At 69.3% G+C, this 16,494-nt stretch carries 19 protein-coding genes; 10 read left to right on the top strand and 9 right to left on the bottom strand.

Going from position 1 to position 16,494, the window contains the following annotated elements; all coding sequences use genetic code 11:
• The first annotated feature begins 311 nt into the window (after positions 1-311).
• Complete coding sequence (locus ACK1X7_RS13100) at positions 312-479, top strand: hypothetical protein (protein ID WP_385152379.1); 168 nt, start codon at positions 312-314, stop codon at positions 477-479.
• A gap of 24 nt (positions 480-503) precedes the next feature.
• Here ACK1X7_RS13100 and ACK1X7_RS13105 read toward each other — a convergent pair whose 3' ends face one another.
• Genes ACK1X7_RS13105 through ACK1X7_RS13115 form a run of 3 tightly spaced genes read right to left on the bottom strand, consistent with a single transcriptional unit; the run spans position 504 to position 1,586 of the window.
• Positions 504-755, bottom strand: a complete 252-nt coding sequence (locus ACK1X7_RS13105; protein ID WP_390793024.1) for a Uma2 family endonuclease — start codon at positions 753-755, stop codon at positions 504-506.
• 17 nt (positions 756-772) lie between these two features.
• Positions 773-1,015 carry a hypothetical protein gene (locus ACK1X7_RS13110; protein ID WP_385152376.1) on the bottom strand — a complete coding sequence of 81 codons (243 nt, stop codon included), beginning with the start codon at positions 1,013-1,015 and terminating at the stop codon, positions 773-775.
• A 49-nt stretch (positions 1,016-1,064) separates the two neighbouring features.
• Positions 1,065-1,586, bottom strand: a complete 522-nt coding sequence (locus ACK1X7_RS13115; protein ID WP_390793023.1) for an ATP-binding protein — start codon at positions 1,584-1,586, stop codon at positions 1,065-1,067.
• A gap of 126 nt (positions 1,587-1,712) precedes the next feature.
• Between ACK1X7_RS13115 and ACK1X7_RS13120 the strand changes: the two genes are divergently transcribed.
• The 5 genes from ACK1X7_RS13120 to tyrS all read left to right on the top strand — a co-directional run bounded on the left by ACK1X7_RS13120 (position 1,713) and on the right by tyrS (position 7,302).
• Positions 1,713-2,510, top strand: coding sequence for a helix-turn-helix domain-containing protein (locus ACK1X7_RS13120; protein ID WP_398159272.1), 798 nt, complete (start codon positions 1,713-1,715; stop codon positions 2,508-2,510).
• Positions 2,507-2,710 (top strand): DUF397 domain-containing protein, encoded by a 204-nt coding sequence (locus ACK1X7_RS13125; protein WP_385152367.1) that lies wholly within the window; start codon positions 2,507-2,509, stop codon positions 2,708-2,710. Before ACK1X7_RS13120 ends, ACK1X7_RS13125 begins: the two co-directional genes overlap by 4 nt.
• A 175-nt stretch (positions 2,711-2,885) precedes the next feature.
• A complete protein-coding gene (locus tag ACK1X7_RS13130) occupies positions 2,886-4,421 on the top strand; it encodes a TldD/PmbA family protein (protein WP_390793022.1) in 1,536 nt (511 codons plus the stop codon).
• Positions 4,418-5,812, top strand: coding sequence for a metallopeptidase TldD-related protein (locus ACK1X7_RS13135; protein ID WP_385152361.1), 1,395 nt, complete (start codon positions 4,418-4,420; stop codon positions 5,810-5,812). The genes ACK1X7_RS13130 and ACK1X7_RS13135 overlap by 4 nt, the downstream gene beginning before the upstream one ends.
• A 71-nt stretch (positions 5,813-5,883) precedes the next feature.
• A complete protein-coding gene (tyrS, locus tag ACK1X7_RS13140) occupies positions 5,884-7,302 on the top strand; it encodes a tyrosine--tRNA ligase (protein ID WP_398159274.1) in 1,419 nt (472 codons plus the stop codon).
• A gap of 186 nt (positions 7,303-7,488) precedes the next feature.
• On the opposite strand, the gene ACK1X7_RS13145 is transcribed toward tyrS, so the two are convergent.
• Positions 7,489-7,779 (bottom strand): GlsB/YeaQ/YmgE family stress response membrane protein, encoded by a 291-nt coding sequence (locus ACK1X7_RS13145; protein WP_385153493.1) that lies wholly within the window; start codon positions 7,777-7,779, stop codon positions 7,489-7,491.
• A gap of 226 nt (positions 7,780-8,005) precedes the next feature.
• On the opposite strand from ACK1X7_RS13145, the gene ACK1X7_RS13150 reads away from it, so the two are divergent.
• Together ACK1X7_RS13150 and ACK1X7_RS13155 are read left to right on the top strand one after the other, a co-directional pair.
• Positions 8,006-8,395: a DUF3099 domain-containing protein gene (locus tag ACK1X7_RS13150; RefSeq protein ID WP_216341914.1), complete on the top strand. Its 390-nt coding sequence runs from the start codon at positions 8,006-8,008 to the stop codon at positions 8,393-8,395.
• Positions 8,396-8,588: 193 nt separating this feature from the next.
• On the top strand, positions 8,589-8,825 hold the full coding sequence (locus ACK1X7_RS13155) for a hypothetical protein (RefSeq protein WP_361500403.1): 237 nt from the start codon (positions 8,589-8,591) through the stop codon (positions 8,823-8,825).
• Positions 8,826-8,878: 53 nt separating this feature from the next.
• Here the strand turns inward: ACK1X7_RS13155 and moaA are convergent, their stop codons facing one another.
• The 3 genes from moaA to ACK1X7_RS13170 form a co-directional block, all read right to left on the bottom strand.
• A complete protein-coding gene (gene moaA, locus ACK1X7_RS13160) occupies positions 8,879-9,868 on the bottom strand; it encodes a GTP 3',8-cyclase MoaA (protein WP_361500406.1) in 990 nt (329 codons plus the stop codon).
• A 104-nt stretch (positions 9,869-9,972) separates the two neighbouring features.
• On the bottom strand, positions 9,973-11,592 hold the full coding sequence (locus ACK1X7_RS13165; protein WP_216341895.1) for a solute symporter family protein: 1,620 nt from the start codon (positions 11,590-11,592) through the stop codon (positions 9,973-9,975).
• Positions 11,589-11,945, bottom strand: coding sequence for a DUF485 domain-containing protein (locus ACK1X7_RS13170; protein ID WP_361500408.1), 357 nt, complete (start codon positions 11,943-11,945; stop codon positions 11,589-11,591). The genes ACK1X7_RS13165 and ACK1X7_RS13170 overlap by 4 nt, the downstream gene beginning before the upstream one ends.
• A gap of 636 nt (positions 11,946-12,581) precedes the next feature.
• Between ACK1X7_RS13170 and ACK1X7_RS13175 the strand changes: the two genes are divergently transcribed.
• Complete coding sequence (locus ACK1X7_RS13175) at positions 12,582-14,114, top strand: S8 family peptidase (protein ID WP_385153490.1); 1,533 nt, start codon at positions 12,582-12,584, stop codon at positions 14,112-14,114.
• 92 nt (positions 14,115-14,206) lie between these two features.
• Positions 14,207-14,728, top strand: a complete 522-nt coding sequence (locus ACK1X7_RS13180) for a hypothetical protein (RefSeq protein WP_385153488.1) — start codon at positions 14,207-14,209, stop codon at positions 14,726-14,728.
• A 51-nt stretch (positions 14,729-14,779) separates the two neighbouring features.
• Here the strand turns inward: ACK1X7_RS13180 and ACK1X7_RS13185 are convergent, their stop codons facing one another.
• Positions 14,780-15,502: a lysoplasmalogenase gene (locus ACK1X7_RS13185; protein ID WP_390793019.1), complete on the bottom strand. Its 723-nt coding sequence runs from the start codon at positions 15,500-15,502 to the stop codon at positions 14,780-14,782.
• On the bottom strand, positions 15,499-16,467 hold the full coding sequence (locus ACK1X7_RS13190; protein WP_390793018.1) for a sterol desaturase family protein: 969 nt from the start codon (positions 16,465-16,467) through the stop codon (positions 15,499-15,501). The genes ACK1X7_RS13185 and ACK1X7_RS13190 overlap by 4 nt, the downstream gene beginning before the upstream one ends.
• Positions 16,468-16,494: the final 27 nt, after the last annotated feature.

Below are 16,494 nucleotides of genomic sequence, written 5' to 3' on the forward strand. Positions count from 1 at the left end.
ACTTACAGAAGAAGGATCAATAGATTCTCCTCGGATACCACAGAATATGCGGAGATAAGTCGCCTCCTGCAAGCTCTCGAGTCTGTTACGACAGATTCCGTGAGATTGTTCACCCTGCACGGCAGCGAAGGCCGGAAAACTCTGCTTCTATCTGACGAAACCGGCACTGAGGTCCTCTACTGGTCCCCTATGTGGGTAAGCCAATAGGCATGGCGGCGGGCCAGGGTTGGCTGAGTACGGCTAGCGCGGGTCAGAGCGGTCGATGCCAGGGTTCCCCGGCGTTCAGGGGCAATTACTCCTCCTTCCTCGCGTTGTCCCTGAGTGCACTCGCCGACGCGGCCTTCGCGCGCCAGATCAACCCCTTCGACGCGGCCGATTCCGACAAGACCCGATTGCTCGCCGAGTGGAGCGAGCGGCTGCTGGCCGCCGACAGCAGTCAGCGGGTCAGCGGTCCTCGGGATAGGTCCGCAGGTCCGTAGTGGAGAGGGTCCAGTCACCGATGGTCACCTCGTCGCCAAAGGCGTAATCGCTGCGGGTGCGGTAACGGGGCCCCCGCCGAGCCCGGGACCTGGGTCGGACAGGGCCGCGATCGTGCCCTTCCGTGGGTCGACGAGAAGATAGAGAGGGATGCCCATCGCCGGGTAGTCGTGCATCTTCTCGACATAGTCGGTGGAGTGATTCGACGGCGAGACGATCTCGGCGACCAAAGCGACATCTCGAGAATGGAAGGGCGCCATCGTGTTCTCGGCAAACACCGCGTCCGGAACGACGATCAGATCAGGGCGCGAAGTTTCCCAAGAGAGGCATCTTCCACCTCACCGCCCGTGTGAGCGACCAGAAAAGACGGGATTTGCCGGTCAAGCTGCTGACGGATACGCAGAGCGACGAACTCGTGCGGACGCGAGGTCGACATCATCATGACGATCTCGTCACCACTGATCCCATAGCCCCGGAACGGGTCCGGGGCGTGCTCGGCGAGCCGCTCCGCGATTCCCCGTAGACGACCGTACTCCACGGCCGACGCTCCTTCACCACGGCGAACCTGCTCGTCTGTGCCTCCATCATCACGCATCGCCGGCTCCAGTGTCTCCCGTGACCTGCTGCGACCGGCACTCCTCGGAAGCGAGAGCGTATTCGCACCACACCGTCTTACCGACGCCTCGTTCGGCCACTCCCCACTTCGAGGCCAGCGCGTCCACGAGCAGCAGCCCGCGTCCGTCCTCCGCCTCGTCTCCTTGGTTACGGAGCACAGGACGCCGCTCGTCGCGGGCGTCGGACACCTCGATACGGGCCGAGGCAGCAGCCCGACGGCCATCGGGACCGGGCGGCGGCTGAACGCTGAGCCGCAGATGAAAGTGCCGACCGGGCACATGCCCATGACTCACGGCATTCGCCGCGAGTTCCCCCGCGATCAGCGCGAGGCTCTGCGAGGCGTCACTGTCGCGGGCAATGCCCCACTCCTCCAATCTGCGAACGACGAGGCGCCGGGCGAGCCGGGCACCGCGCCGGGAAGAGGTGAAGAACATCTCGAACGTACCGCTAGGGGGATTTTCGCCATTCACGTCACCGAGCGTGGCGAAGCGCACCTAGCCTGACCAGACGGGCGGCGGGTACGCAGGGTCGCGGTACGGGCACGGTCGGTGCCCGTACGGGAGGACCGCCGTGACGCCGAGGGGAAGGGGCGCGTTCTCGCGCAAGGAGGTGGGTGGGTCATGGCGGGTGACATCGTCAAGTGCATCGGCAGGCAGGTGAAGCTCTTCCGCGAACGGGCGGGGCTCACACAGGCACAGTTGGGTGAGGCGATCGGGTACAGCGAGGAGCAGGTCTCCTCGGTCGAGCAGCGACGTCGGGTGCCACAGCCGGATTTCCTGGACGCGGCGGACGAGGCGCTGGAGGCGTTCGGGGTGCTGCGGGCCGCCAGGGAGGAAGTCGCCAACGTACAGCTCCCGGCGTTCTTCCGGGGCGCGGCACGGCTGGAGGCGCAGGCGGTCGAGTTCCACGCGTACGAATGCCTGGTGGTCAACGGGTTGCTCCAGACCGAGGACTACGCCCGTGCGGTGCTCAATATGCAGCGGCCGTTACTGGACGAGGAGGCCATAGAGCGGCTGGTGTCCGCGAGGCTGGCCCGGCAGGAACTCCTCTCCCGGCAACCGGCCCCGATCATGAGCTTCGTCACCGAGGAGGCGGTACTGCGTCGCCCTTACGGCGGTCCGACGGTGCTGCGAGGACAGTTGGAGCGCCTTCTGCGGATCGGGCAGATGCGAAACGTGGAGCTCCAGGTCATGCCGATCAACGTGGACGATCACGCCGGAACCGCGGGTCCCTTTGCCCTACTGGAGCCCAAAGGACGGCAAACGATGGCTTATGTGGAGGCCCAGAGCGTCAGCAGGCTGCTCACGGACCGGAAATCAGTCCGGGAGATCGAGCTGCGCTACGGCATCATCAGAGCACAGGCTCTCAGGCCACGTGAGTCGTTGGAGCTCATCGAGAAGCTGCGGGGAGAAATATGAGCGACAAGCACGTCAACCTGTGCTGGTTCAAGAGCAGTTACAGCAGTAGCGAGGGCGGCATGTGCGTCGAGGTGGCCGCCACCGCCGACACCGTCCACGTACGGGATTCCAAGAACCGCCACGGATCACAACTCGCCTTCTCCATACGCCAGTGGGACGCGTTCATCGACCGTCTCACGGCTGAGGAGTTCGGCGCGTAACCGACCCGTTGGGCGGTAGGCGGCGTGGGCTTTCCACGCCGCCGTCTCGCGCCTTCGGGGCCGTTGAGCAGCAGGTCCGGCCCGCAGGGGCGAATTACCGCGCCCCACCCCACACCGACATGGTTCACTGCCGACGGACAACATCATCGACAGAACCGACGAAGGGGAGTCGCCCGTGGCGCACGAGATTGATCCGTCCTTCCTCGCGCTGCCGCTGAGGGCGCTCGCCGACGCGGCGCTCGCGCGGGCTCGGGCGCTCGGGGCCGAGCATGCCGACTTCCGGTTCGAGCGGGTGCGCAGTGCCGCATGGCGGTTGCGGGATGGCAGGCCGTCCGGGGCCTCGGACATCACCGATCTGGGGTATGCGGTGCGGGTGGTGCACGGTGGGGCGTGGGGGTTCGCCTCGGGGGTGGACCTCAGCATGGACGCCGCCGCCCGAGTGGCCTCGCAGGCGGTGGCGATGGCCAAGCTGTCGGCCAAGGTGATCGAGGCCGCGGGGTCGGATGAGCGGGTGGAGCTCGCGGCGGAGCCGGTGCATGCCGACAGGACCTGGGTGTCGTCGTACGAGATCGACCCGTTCGAGGTGCCGGACGCCGACAAGACCGGACTGCTCGCCGAATGGAGTGACCGGCTGCTGCGGGCCGAGGGGGTCGCGCATGCGGACGCGTCGCTCCTCACCGTCCACGAGAACAAGTTCTACGCGGACACCGCGGGCACCACGACCACCCAGCAGCGCGTCCGGCTCCATCCGCAGCTCACCGCCGTCGCGGTGGACCCGGCGAGCGGGGAGTTCGACTCGATGCGCACGCTGGCCCCGCCGGTCGGGCGCGGCTGGGAGTATCTGACCGGCGGGCCCGGAGCGGGCGGCTGGGACTGGGACGCGGAGTTGGCGCAGATCCCGGAGCTGCTGGCGGAGAAGATGCGTGCGCCGTCCGTCGAGGCCGGGTCGTACGACCTGGTGGTGGACCCGTCCAATCTGTGGCTGACCATCCATGAGTCGATCGGCCACGCCACCGAGCTGGACCGTGCGCTCGGCTACGAGGCGGCGTACGCGGGCACCTCCTTCGCCACCTTCGATCAGCTCGGGTCGCTGAAGTACGGCTCCCAGGTGATGAACGTGACCGGGGACCGGACCGCCGAGCACGGGCTGGCCACCATCGGGTACGACGACGAGGGGGTGGCGGCGCAGTCCTGGGATCTGGTGAAGGACGGCACCCTCGTCGGGTATCAGCTCGACCGCCGGATCGCCCGGCTGACCGGTTTCGAGCGGTCCAACGGCTGCGCGTTCGCCGATTCGCCGGGCCATGTGCCGGTGCAGCGGATGGCGAACGTATCGCTCCAGCCCGCCCCCGGCGGCCCCTCGACGGAGGAGCTGATCGGGGATGTCGAGAACGGTCTGTATCTGGTCGGCGATCGCTCCTGGTCGATCGATATGCAGCGGTACAACTTCCAGTTCACGGCGCAAAGGGCGTACCGCATCAGGAACGGCGCGCTCGCCGGGCAGGTGCGCGACTTCGCCTACCAGGCCACCACCACCGACTTCTGGGGTTCGATGACGGCCGTGGGCGGGCCGCAGACGTATGTCCTGGGCGGCGCCTTCAACTGCGGCAAGGCCCAGCCCGGGCAGATCGCGGCCGTCTCGCACGGCTGCCCGTCGGCGCTGTTCCGCGGCGTCAACATCCTCAACACCACCCAGGAGGCGGGACGATGAGCAGCAAGCCGCATGAAATCGTCGAGCGCGCCCTGGAGCTGTCCCGTGCGGACGGCTGTGTGGTGATCGCGAACGAGAATTCGACGGCCAATCTGCGCTGGGCGGGCAACGCCCTGACGACCAACGGCGTCACCCGTGGCCGCACCCTGACCGTCGTGGCCACCGTGAACGGCGGGCAGGGCACCGCCTCGGGTGTGGTGTCCCGGTCCGCGGTCACCGTCGAGGAGCTGGAGCCGCTGGTCCGGGCCGCCGAGGCGGCCGCGCGGGAGGCGGAGCCCGCCGAGGACGCCCAGCCGCTGGTGGAGCGGGACGCGGGTGCGGCGGTCTCCCCCGGCTTCACCGACTCCCCCGCCGTGACCTCCTCCGAGGTGTTCGCCGACTTCGCCCCCGCCCTCGGCGAGTCCTTCGCCCGGGCCCGCGCGGGCGGCCGGGAGCTGTACGGATTCGCCCACCATGAGCTGGTCTCCAGCTATCTGGGCAGTTCCACCGGGCTGCGGCTGCGCCATGACCAGCCGACCGGCACGCTGGAGGTCAACGCCAAATCCCCAGATCGGACGCGTTCGGCCTGGGCCGGGCGGGCCACCCGCGACTTCACCGATGTGGACCCGGCCGCGATCGACGCCGAGCTCGGCCAGCGGCTGGCCTGGGCCGAGCGGAGGGTCGAGCTGCCGGCCGGCCGCTATGAGACGCTGCTGCCCCCGAGCGCGGTGGCCGATCTGCTGATCGACCAGCTCTGGTCGTCCTCGGCACGGGACGCGGCGGAGGGCCGTACGGTCTTCAGCAAGCCGGGCGGTGGCACCCGGGTCGGCGAGAAGCTGTCCGAACTGCCCCTCACACTGCGCAGCGACCCGGCCGAGCCGGGGCTCGAGGCGGCGCCGTTCGTGATCGCGCACTCGTCCGGGGATGACGCGTCGGTCTTCGACAACGGTCTGCCGCTGTCCGCCACCGACTGGATCCGCGACGGCGTACTCCAGAAGCTGATCACCACCCGGCACACGGCCGGGCTCACCGGGCTGCCGCTGGCTCCCCCCGTGGACAACCTGATCGCGGACGCGGGCGGCACCCGCTCGCTGGAGGAGATGGTCGCCTCGACCGAGCGGGGGCTGCTGCTGACCTGCCTGTGGTACATCCGCGAGGTCGATCCGGCGACGCTGCTGCTGACCGGGCTGACCAGGGACGGCGTCTATCTCGTGGAGAACGGCGAGGTGGTCGGCGAGGTGAACAATTTTCGGTTCAACGAATCCCCGGTGGATCTGCTCGCCCGCGCCACCGAGGCGGGCCGCACCGAGCGGACGCTGGCGCGGGAGTGGAGCGACTACTTCAACCGCGCCGCGGTGCCCGCACTGCGCATCCCGGACTTCAATATGAGCTCGGTCAGCAAGGGGGTGTGAACGAGCCGAATAGACTGGTCCACGCCCGATCGATCTGATCCGTATCCGTTTCGTCTATCAACAGGAACGCCATGACACGCCTCGGCGAATCCGTCGCCCGCGCCACCGAGCTCCTCACCCAGGACCTCTCCTCCGACAAGACCGTCGAGCGGCTGCTCGAGGAGACGGGCTCGCGGCGCTATATCGATCTGACGGACCTGTCGCCGACGGAGCAGGCCGAGCTGATCGCGTCCCGTACGGTCGAGATCCTGCCCGGCGTTGCGGAGCTGGCCAAGCGGATCGAGGAGCGCCGCGGCGCGGGCCGGGGCCTGGGCATCAAGCTGGGCATCGACCCGACGGCCGCAGATGTGCATCTGGGCCATGTGGTGCCGATGATCATCCTCAGCCGCTTCCAGCGGATGGGGCATGACGTCACCCTGCTGATCGGCGACTTCACGGCCAAGATCGGCGACCCGTCGGGCCGTACGGCGGAGCGCCCGCCGCTGACCGACGAGGACATCGCCCGCAACCTCGCGGGCTACCAGGACCAGGTCCGGCCCTTCTTCGACTTCGAGAAGGTCAGCCTCCGGCAGAACAGCGAGTGGCTGGCGCCGTACACCTTCCCCGAGCTGCTGGGGCTGCTCTCCCAGGTGCCGGTCTCCCAGTTGCTCCAGCGCGAGGACTTCCGCAACCGGCTGGCCGCCGGTTCGGGGCTCACCATGTCCGAGCTGCTCTACCCGATCGCGCAGGCCCTCGACTCGGTGGCCCTGGAGTGCGATGTGGAGCTGGGCGGCGCGGATCAGCTCCTCAATCTTCAGATGGGCCGCAAGCTGATGGAGCTGCGCGGGCAGCGGCCGCAGTTGGTGGTCACGATGCCGCTGATCGAGGGCACGGACGGCACCGGCGCCAAGATGTCCAAGTCCAAGGGCAACTATGTCGCGCTGTCCGCGACCGCCGACGATGTCTTCGGCAAGATCATGTCGATTCCGGACCGGCTGATGCAGCCGTACCTGGAGGCATGGACCGAGTGGACGGACGCGGAGATCGCCGCCGCGACCACCCGGGTGGCGGACCGGTCGCTGCACCCGATGGATCTGAAGAAGGTCCTGGCGGGTGAGGTCGTGGCGGCGCTGTACGGCGTCGAGAAGGCGATGGCGGCCCGGGCGGGCTTCGTGGCCCAGTTCTCCAAGAAGAGCTTCACCGATGTCGAGACGCTGCCGGTGGTCGACGCCGGGGAGCACGGCGCCGAGTCCATCGCGACCGTGCTGAGCAAGGTGCTGGAGTTCCAGCCCAGCGCGTCGGCCGCCCGCCGGGTCGCCAAGCAGAACGGTCTGCGGCTGGTGATCGAGACCGAGGGCGGCCAGGAGTCGGTGGTGCTGCCCGAGGCCCAGGCGGTGCGCCCGCTGGCCGAGGTGGTCGCGGAGACGCTGGCGTCCTCCGGGGTGACGGCGGACTCCGGCACGGTCTACCTCAAGGCCGGGCGGAAGATCGCCCAGGTGCGCGGGGTGTAACCCGCCCACCTCACCGCTGGACGAGAGCGGCGGCCGGTGCGCGTCCACCACGCGCGCCGGCCGCCGCCGTATCCGTAACCCCGGCGCACACCACCACCGTCGTATCGGCACCCCCGGCACCCTCGCGCGGCGGGCCGCGTTCCCGGGGGCCGCCGTTCAGGTCCGCTCAGGTCCGTTCAGATCCGCTCAGGTCCGCTCGGCGCCGTGTCTGCGTCCACCGCCGCGGATGGAGTGCCACAGCGGGGTGCCCAGGGCCACGATCCCCACCGCGAACGCCAACTGGAGCAGATGCCGGATCCAGTCGAAGCCCCCGGTGGTCCTGACCCCGATCCAGCCGGCCACCGCGTTGCCCAGCATGCCGCCGAGGATGCCGTAGACGCAGGTCAGCCAGAGCGGAATGGCCTGTTTGCCGGGGAGAATCGCCCTGGCGATCACACCCAGGACCAATCCCACGACGATCGCCCATAGCCAGTTCATGTCGCCTCCCTGACACGCGGCGAAGGGATGCACGGGAGATGCACATCCCCTCCAGTGTTCGGCCACTTCGGGTACGGCGCACGCCGGAGGGCCGGTACGCCTTCTGGCGCACCCCGGACGGCACCCGTCAGGACGCCCCGGTCTCGAACCGACAGCAGACGCGGCGTAACGTTGAGTACGTCCCAGAGCGGGGGAAGCCCGCTCGGCGATCAGGTGGTGGAACGTGATGCGGAAGCATGGCGATGCGGAGGTCTTCCGGATCACCGGAGCCCGGCAGGGGCTGGCCGATGATGTCCGCGGCCGGCAGCGCCGCTATGTGATCTCGATGTCGGTGCGGACCCTCGCGGTCGTGCTGGCGGCGGTGTTGTGGAACGTGGAGCGCCATGTGGCCATCGTGGCCCTGGTGCTGGGCGTGGTGCTGCCCTATATCGCGGTGGTGATCGCCAACGCGGGCCGGGAGAACTCCACTTCGCTGCCCACCACCTTCATCCCGACCCCGCCCCGTCCTATGCTGATCGCCGGGCGCGGTGAGGAGCCGGCCGATTCCCGCCGGGCGGAATCCGTCCCGGAGGACGTCGGACATATCAGCGAGCCTGGACGGGGCGAGCGGGGCTGACCTGCCACGTTTCCGTAAGCTCAAGAAAACCTCAGATCAATAGTGCAGTACCGGTGCACCGGGCCCCATCCCTCGTGACATACTGCGTACGCGCTCCGCATCCCCCGTCGGAGCGACGGACCGACGCCGGGCGGCTCCCCCCGTGGCTGCCCGGCGTCGCCATGTCCGCCGGGCCTTCCGTAGAGTCTGCGGTGTGAACACCCGCGAGACCTCCGCCGAGACCGACGCCGTGATCTGTTCCGCCAAGGGCTGCCGCGCCCCGGCCGTATGGGTGCTGGCCTGGAACAATCCCAAGATCCACACCCCGGAGCGGCGCAAGACCTGGCTGGCCTGCGAGGAGCACCGCGAGTATCTGTCGGAGTTCCTCGGGATGCGGGGCTTTCTCAAGGACGTGGTGACACTGGCGGAGTGGTCGGCCGCCGACCACTGACCGCGGCCACTCCCCCGCCCCTGATCCCCCCTGATCACCGCCCCCGCGAACGGTCAGCCGCCGATCGCCGACATCGGCCGGTCGGGCTGGAGGAACGACGGGTCGTCGAGCCCGGAACCGGCCTTCTTGCCCCACATCGCCAGCTTCCACAGCCGGGCGATCTCCTCGTCCGGGGCGCCGGAGCGCAGCGCTCCGCGCAGATCGGACTCCTCGCGCGCGAACAGGCAGGTGCGCACCTGTCCGTCGGCGGTGAGCCGGGTGCGGTCGCAGGCGCGGCAGAAGGGGCGGGTGACCGAGGCGATGACCCCGACCCGGGCCGGGCCGCCGTCGACCAGCCAGCGCTCGGCGGGCGCGGAGCCGCGCTCCTCCTCGTCCTCGGCGGTGAGGGTGAAGCGGGTGCGCAGACTCGTCAGGATGTCCCCGGCGGTGATCATGCCGTCGCGCTTCCAGCCGTGCTGGGCATCGAGCGGCATCTGCTCGATGAAGCGGAGCTCATAGTCGTTCTCCAGGGCCCAGGCGAGCAGATCGGGCGCCTCGTCGTCGTTGAGCCCGGGCATCAGCACGGTGTTGACCTTCACCGGGGTGAGCCCGGCGGTGCGCGCCGCGTCGAGGCCGCGCAGCACATCGTCATGGCGCTTGCGCCGGGTCAGTGCCTGAAAGACCTCCGGGCGCAGGGTGTCGAGCGAGACATTGACCCGGTCCAGGCCCGCGTCGCGCAGGGCCTGGGCGGTGCGCTGCAACCCGATGCCGTTGGTGGTGAGCGACATCTGGGGGCGCGGGGCGAGGGCCGCGCAGCGCTCCACGATGCCGACCAGACCGGGGCGCAGCAGCGGCTCACCGCCGGTGAAGCGGACCTCGGTGACCCCCAGCTCGGTGACGGCGATCCCGATCAGCCGGACTATCTCGTCGTCGGTGAGCAGATCCGGTTTGGCGAGCCACTGAAGGCCCTCTTCCGGCATGCAATAGGTGCAGCGCAGATTACAGCGGTCGGTCAGGGAGACCCTCAGGTCGGTGGCTACGCGACCATAGGTGTCGATCAGCATGGTGCGGCCCCTCCACGGTTGACATCGCGTGCACTGTGGTCAATTGTCCCGCAGCGTACGCGACGGGTGTGACAGGGAGGGGCCGCGCGGGTGGTCGGGGCGGGTCAGTGGGCGCCGTGGCCGGTGAGCGAGCGGACCTCCAGCTCGGCGTATTTGTCCTTGTCCGGCTGCTCCTTGGAGACGAGGGTGCCCAGCCAGCCGAGCAGGAAGCCCAGCGGGATGGAGATCAGTCCGGGGTTCTCCAGCGGGAACCAGTGGAAGTCCACGTCCGGGAACATCGAGGTCTCCTTGCCCGAGACGACGGGCGAGAAGAGCACCAGGAAGACCGAGGAGATCAGTCCGCCGTAGATGGACCACAGCGCGCCCTGGGTGGTGAAGCGCTTCCAGAACAGGCTGTAAAGGATGGTCGGGAGGTTTGCGGAGGCGGCGACCGCGAAGGCGAGCGCCACGAGTCCGGCGACGTTGAGATCTCGTGCGAACACCCCGAGGACGACGGCGACGGTGCCGATGCCGACGGTGGCCCAGCGCGCCGCCGAGATCTCCTCCTTCTGCGTCGCCTTGCCCTTACGGATGACATTGGCGTACAGGTCGTGGGCGAAGGAGGACGAGGAGGCGAGGGTGAGTCCGGCGACCACGGCGAGGATCGTCGCGAACGCCACCGCGGAGATCACCGCGAGCAGGATGGCGCCGCCCGTGGAGTCCGGTCCGCCGCCGATCTCCTCGGCGAGCAGCGGGGCCGCGGTGTTGCCGGATTTGTTGGAGGCGATGATGGCGTCGCGGTCCAGCAGGGCGGCGGCGCCGAAGCCCAGCGCGATGGTCATCAGGTAGAAGACGCCGATGATGCCGATGGCCCAGTTGACCGACTTACGGGCGGCCTGGGCGGTGGGCACGGTGTAGAAGCGGATCAGGATGTGCGGCAGTCCCGCGGTGCCCAGGACCAGTGCGATGCCGAGGGAGATGAAGTCGAGCTTGGTGGTGGCGTTGAGCCCGTACTTCAGCCCCGGCTCCAGGAACGACTCTCCGATGCCGCTGTTCTTGGCCGCCTCGCCCAGCAGGTCGGAGATGTTGAAGTTGAACTTCAGCAGCACCAGGAAGGTGATCAGCAGGGTGCCCGCGATCAGCAGCACGGCCTTGACCATCTGCACCCAGGTGGTGCCCTTCATGCCGCCGATGGTGACGTAGAGCATCATCACGACGCCGACGAGGACGACGATGAGGATCTTCCCGGCCTCGCTGGTGATGCCCAGCAGCAGGGAGACCAGCACACCGGCGCCCGCCATCTGCGCCAGCAGATAGAAGATCGAGACGACGATGGTGGAGACGCCCGCGGCGGTGCGCACCGGGCGCTGGCGCATCCGGTAGGCGAGCACGTCGCCCATCGTGTAGCGCCCGGAGTTGCGCAGCGGCTCGGCGACCAGCAGCAGGGCGACCAGCCAGGCGACGAGGAACCCGATCGAGTACAGGAAGCCGTCGTAGCCGGAGAGCGCGATGGCGCCGGCGATGCCGAGGAAGGACGCGGCGGACATATAGTCGCCGGAGATGGCGAGGCCGTTCTGGAAGCCGGAGAACTGGCGGCCGCCGGCGTAGAAGTCGTTGGCGTCCTTGGTCTGCCGGCCCGCCCAGACGGTGATGCCGAGGGTGGCCAGGACGAAGACCGCGAAGAGCGTGATGATCAGCGGCCGGTTGTCCGAGGCGCTCTCGGCCGCGAGCTGCTGGAAGCTCATGAACGCTCCTCCATACGGGACTTGATCGCCTCGGCGCGGGGGTCGAGCTTGGCGGCGGCGTGCCGGGAGTACCACCAGGCGATGAGGAAGGTCGTCAGGAACTGGGCGAGCCCGAACACCAGGGCCACGTTGACATGGCCGACGACCTTGGCACCCATGAAGTCGCCCGCGTAGTTGGACAGCAGTACATAGAGCAGGTACCAGCTCACGAACGCGATGGTGAGCGGGAAGGCGAACGAGCGGTGGGCACCGCGCAGTTCACCGAACTCCGCGCTCGCCTGCACCTCGGCGTAGGAAGAACGGTCTTGTTGCCGTTGATCGTCGGGGCGATCATTGGCCGGGGCGGTATCCACGGTCTCTCCTGGTGAGTGGGTCCGACGGGGACGCATAGGGCGGCGGAGGTGATCCAGATCACGCATGGTAGGGCGACGCCGACCCGCTACGACAGAGGCCGGTTGATTGAAAGACGGATACAACTCCGCAGGAAGGATCGGCTCCGGGTACTGTGGCGGGTTTTCTTCCGGAATGCATTGATGTCCGACCTTGATCAGCGATAGCTTCCTTCGTCATGTACCCGCCCAGAGGCCAACGGCGTCCGGGCGGCCCGTACGGATGAAGTGGAGACCCCATGGCTCATCTGAGATCGGCTCCTCCAAGACCCGGGCGGCGGGCTTTTGACGGCCCGTCGGCTTCGCACCACCCCATCGCCACTCCCCGCCGCCTCTGCCCCGGTCTCGCGGCGTCCCGGGGCATCGAGGCGGCGTGCGGGATCCGCGCCCCGAGGGCGCGCACATTCGCTTGTGCGGATGACCCCGGCCGTACCCCGGCCGTTGACGCGGCCCGCCGGGCCGCCGCCCGCGCCCGGGGGCTCCACGTCCCCCGAGTGGCGCGCTGAGCGCGCGTCCGCGCCCCCGGTCCGGAACGCTGTCCATCCAGCCCGGTCCGTCCGCCCAGAGCCTCCTCACCCCATCGAGAGAACCGGAGTACCCATGACGCCGCGCCGCACCTCCCTGCCGCTGCGCACCGCCGCGATACCCGCCGCCATGGCGCTCACCACCGCGCTGGCCTTCCTGCCCACCACCGCCACCGCTCTCGGCCGCGACGGCCACGCCGCCGCGGCCACCGCGGCCGACGGTCCGTCCCTGAGCTATGTCGTCAACACCCGCCCGGGGCAGGACCCGTCCCGGATCCGCAAGGCCATCGTCCAGGCCGGCGGCACGGTCGTGGTGTCGTACGACCGGATCGGCGTCATCGTCGTCCACTCCGCCAACCCGGACTTCGCCAAGAGCGTCCGTAAGGTCCGCGGCGTGGCCTCCGCCGGTAACACCCGCACCGCCCCGCTGCCCGCCCAGTCCACCGACGACATCGATACGCCGAAGCTGCTGAGCGACAAGGAGCGGCAGGCGGTGGCGGCGAAGGCCAAGGCCGGGCAGGACCCGCTGGAGCCGCTGCAATGGGATCTGCCGGCGATCAAGGCGGACAAGGCGCATGAGAAGAGCCTGGGCAGCCGGAATGTCACCGTCGGGGTCATCGACACCGGTGTGGACGACACCCACCCCGACCTGGCGCCGAACTTCGACCGTAAGGCGTCCGTCAACTGTGTGACGGGCAAGCCGGACACCACCGACGGCGCCTGGCGGCCGACCGCGGAGGAGTCCCCGCACGGCACCCATGTCGCGGGGGAGATCGCCGCCGCGAAGAACGGCATCGGCGTCACCGGTGTGGCCCCGGGCGTCAAGGTCTCCGGTATCAAGGTGTCCACGACGGCCGGGTTCTTCTACACCGAGGCGGTCGTCTGCGGCTTCATCTGGGCCGCCGAACACGGCGTGGACGTCACCAACAACAGCTATTACACCGACCCGTGGTACTTCAACTGCACCACCGACCCGGACCAGAAGGCCCTGGTCGATGCGGTGCGCCGGGCCTCGTCGTACGCGGAGCGCAAGGGCGTGGTCAATGTGGCCGCGGCGGGCAACGAGAACTACGACCTGACCTCGGACACCATCACCGACCCCTCCAGCCCCAACGACACCACCCCCGGTGACCGGGAGGTGGACCCGAGCGTCTGCCTGGACATCCCGACCCAGTTGCCGGGTGTTGTCACGGTCGCCTCGACCGGCGCCAAAAACCTCAAGTCCTCGTTCTCCAACTACGGCCTCGGAGTCATCGACATCGCGGCCCCCGGCGGCGACAGCACCGTCTACCAGAAGCCGGAGCCCCCGGCCACCAGCGGCCTGATCTACAACACGCTGCCCGGCGGGCAGTACGGCTACATGGCGGGCACCTCGATGGCCTCGCCGCATGTCGCCGGTGTCGCGGCGCTCGTCAAGAGCACCCATCCGCACGCCTCTCCCGCGATGGTCAAGGCGCTGCTGAAGGCCGAGGCCGATGACCTCGCCTGCCCGACGCCGTACGACATCGACGGCGACGGCACGGTCGACGCGGTGTGCGAGGGCGGCAAGCGCTACAACGGCTTCTACGGCGCCGGGCTCGCGGACGCCCTGGACGCCGTCGAGAAGTGACCGGCTGACACAATGCACGGGCCGCCGGGGCGGATCAGCCACCCGGCGGCCCGTACGCATCCCCCCTGTAGCGGCGAGAGGATCCCGTTCCCGTGCACCACGACGCCTCCTGGGGACCGCTGCCCTCGCGGTCGGCCTTCTGGCTGCTGATCCGGTTCGTACTGACCGTGCTGCTGCTGCCGCTGTGGTGGGCGCTGATCGTGGTGATCTTCCTCGGCTTCATCGCCTTCGGGATCGTGGCCGAGATCCTTACGGTCATCCCCGGGTTCGAGAAGGGCTTCCTCGGCCTGATCGACAAGTTCGGGGACAACGTGGCGGTGTGGCCCGCCTGGTGCGTGACGCTCCCGGAGCTGCGGCACGAGGGCGACGCGGCCTTCTACCGGGCCCGGGTCGACAAGCGCATCGCCGTCTGGACCAGCAAGGAGCTGGCCGCCCAGAAGGCGAAGAAGGCCCCGCCGCCGGGCCCGCACGACGTCGCCGTGCGCGAGTACCGGGGTGTGGGCGCGGGCTATGTCGTCGAGGCGGCACGGGCCCGGGGCTGGGAGCTGAGCCATGACCGCCCCTCGGACCCGCTGCGGGTGGTCCGGCTGAGGCGGCTGCCCGTCACGGCCTGACGAGCGCTCCTTACGGCTCGACGAGCGCCGGTTCCAGCCCACGAGCGCTCCTTACGGCCCGACGAGCGCCGGTTGTGGCCCGGGGCGCGGGACCGCGTCGCGCGTCGCTCCCGCCATCAGCAGCCACTGGGCGCCGATATAGGTGGCCATGATCCAGAACTGGGGCACCGGCGGCCGTGGCCAGTCGGCGAGCCCGGCCGCGATCAGGGTGTCGGAGAGCATGAACAGCGCCCCGCCGAGCCCGGTCCAGGGGCCCGCCCCGAGCGCGGCCAGCGCCATGACCGTCAGCAGCAGGCTGTAGCCCGCGACGGGAAGCCGCAGATGCGAGGCGAGGCCGGACCACAGCAGCGCCACCGTGCCCAGCCACGCGGCCCCGTACCCGGCGGCCACCCAGGGCGCCGTACGAGGCCACCCGGCGCGGGTGGACAGCGGCCCCCGCCCGGCGCGGCCGAAAAGAGCGCCCCGCCCGGCACGGGTGAACAGCGCCAGATAGCAGAGGTGCCCGGCCGCGAAGCACCCCATTCCGGCCAGGAACGCGGTCTCACCGCCGATCTGGAGCAGCACATCGCCACCACAGCCGCACACCAGCGCGGCGGGGAGCGGCCACGGCGCGCCGCGCACCAGGGCCCAGACGGCGAGGACGGGCATCAGGGCGGGCTTGGTGGCGTGGACGACGGTGGTGGCGTCCATGAGCAGCGCTCCCAGGTGAACGGCGGTCAGCAGCGCGAAGAGGGCGGGCAGGGCCCTCGTCGCGCGCCCGGCGGCGGCCGTCACCGCACGCTCTCGCCGACCGGCTCCCGCGGGCCGGCCCCCGTAGCCGCCCCGGCATCCGGAGCCGACTCCGCCTCCGTGGCCGGCTCGGGCTCCGTGGCCGACTCGGGCTCCGGGACCGACCCCGCCTCCGGGACCGGCCCGGGCTGCCAGCCCGGCCCCCGGAAGACCCGGCCCGCCCGCTCCCGCCAGCCCCGCGCCGCCGCGATGTCGCGGACGATGGCCGCGTACTCATGCGTGGCCACCCGCAGCGGGTTGTAGGTGTCGATGTTCTTCGTCAGGCCGTAGACGGGCCGCTCGATCTCGGGGACGAACGACCCGAAGAGCCGGTCCCAGACGATGAGGATGCCCCCGAAGTTGCGGTCCAGATAGCCGCCTTGGGAGGCGTGGTGGACGCGGTGGTGCGAGGGGGTGTTGAAGACGAACTCGATCGGGCGCGGCAGGGTGCCGATCCGCTCGGTGTGGATCCAGAACTGGTAGACGAGGTTCACCGACGAGCAGAACGCCACCGCCGCGGGGTGCACCCCGAACGCGATCATCGGCACGTAGAACGGCCACACGGTCAGGCTGGTCCAGGGCTGCCGCAGCGCGGTGGTGAAGTTGAAGTTGCGGCTGGAGTGGTGCACCACATGGCACGCCCACAGGATGCGGATGACATGGTGCCCGCGGTGCGACCAGTAGTAGAAGAAGTCCTGGGCGAGCAGCATCAGCGGCAGCGTCCACCACACCACCGGGACGCGCAGTGGGGTGAGTTCGTAGATGGCGGCGTAGATCGCCACAATCGGGATCTTCCACACCAGGTCGAAGACGAGGCTCCCGAGCCCCATGGTGACGCTGGTCGCGGCGTCCTTCGCCGCGTAGCCCTCGGCATCGTCGTCGGGATGGAAGCGGTAGCTCACCATCTCCACGACGGTGAGCAGGACAAAGGCCGGTATCGACCACAACACGGCATTGGGCAGGTGCGGCATGTCGGCAACATAGAACCGCTCGTAAGG

Source organism: Streptomyces sp. CY-1, assembly GCF_047218265.1.
GTDB lineage: Bacteria > Actinomycetota > Actinomycetes > Streptomycetales > Streptomycetaceae > Streptomyces > Streptomyces niphimycinicus.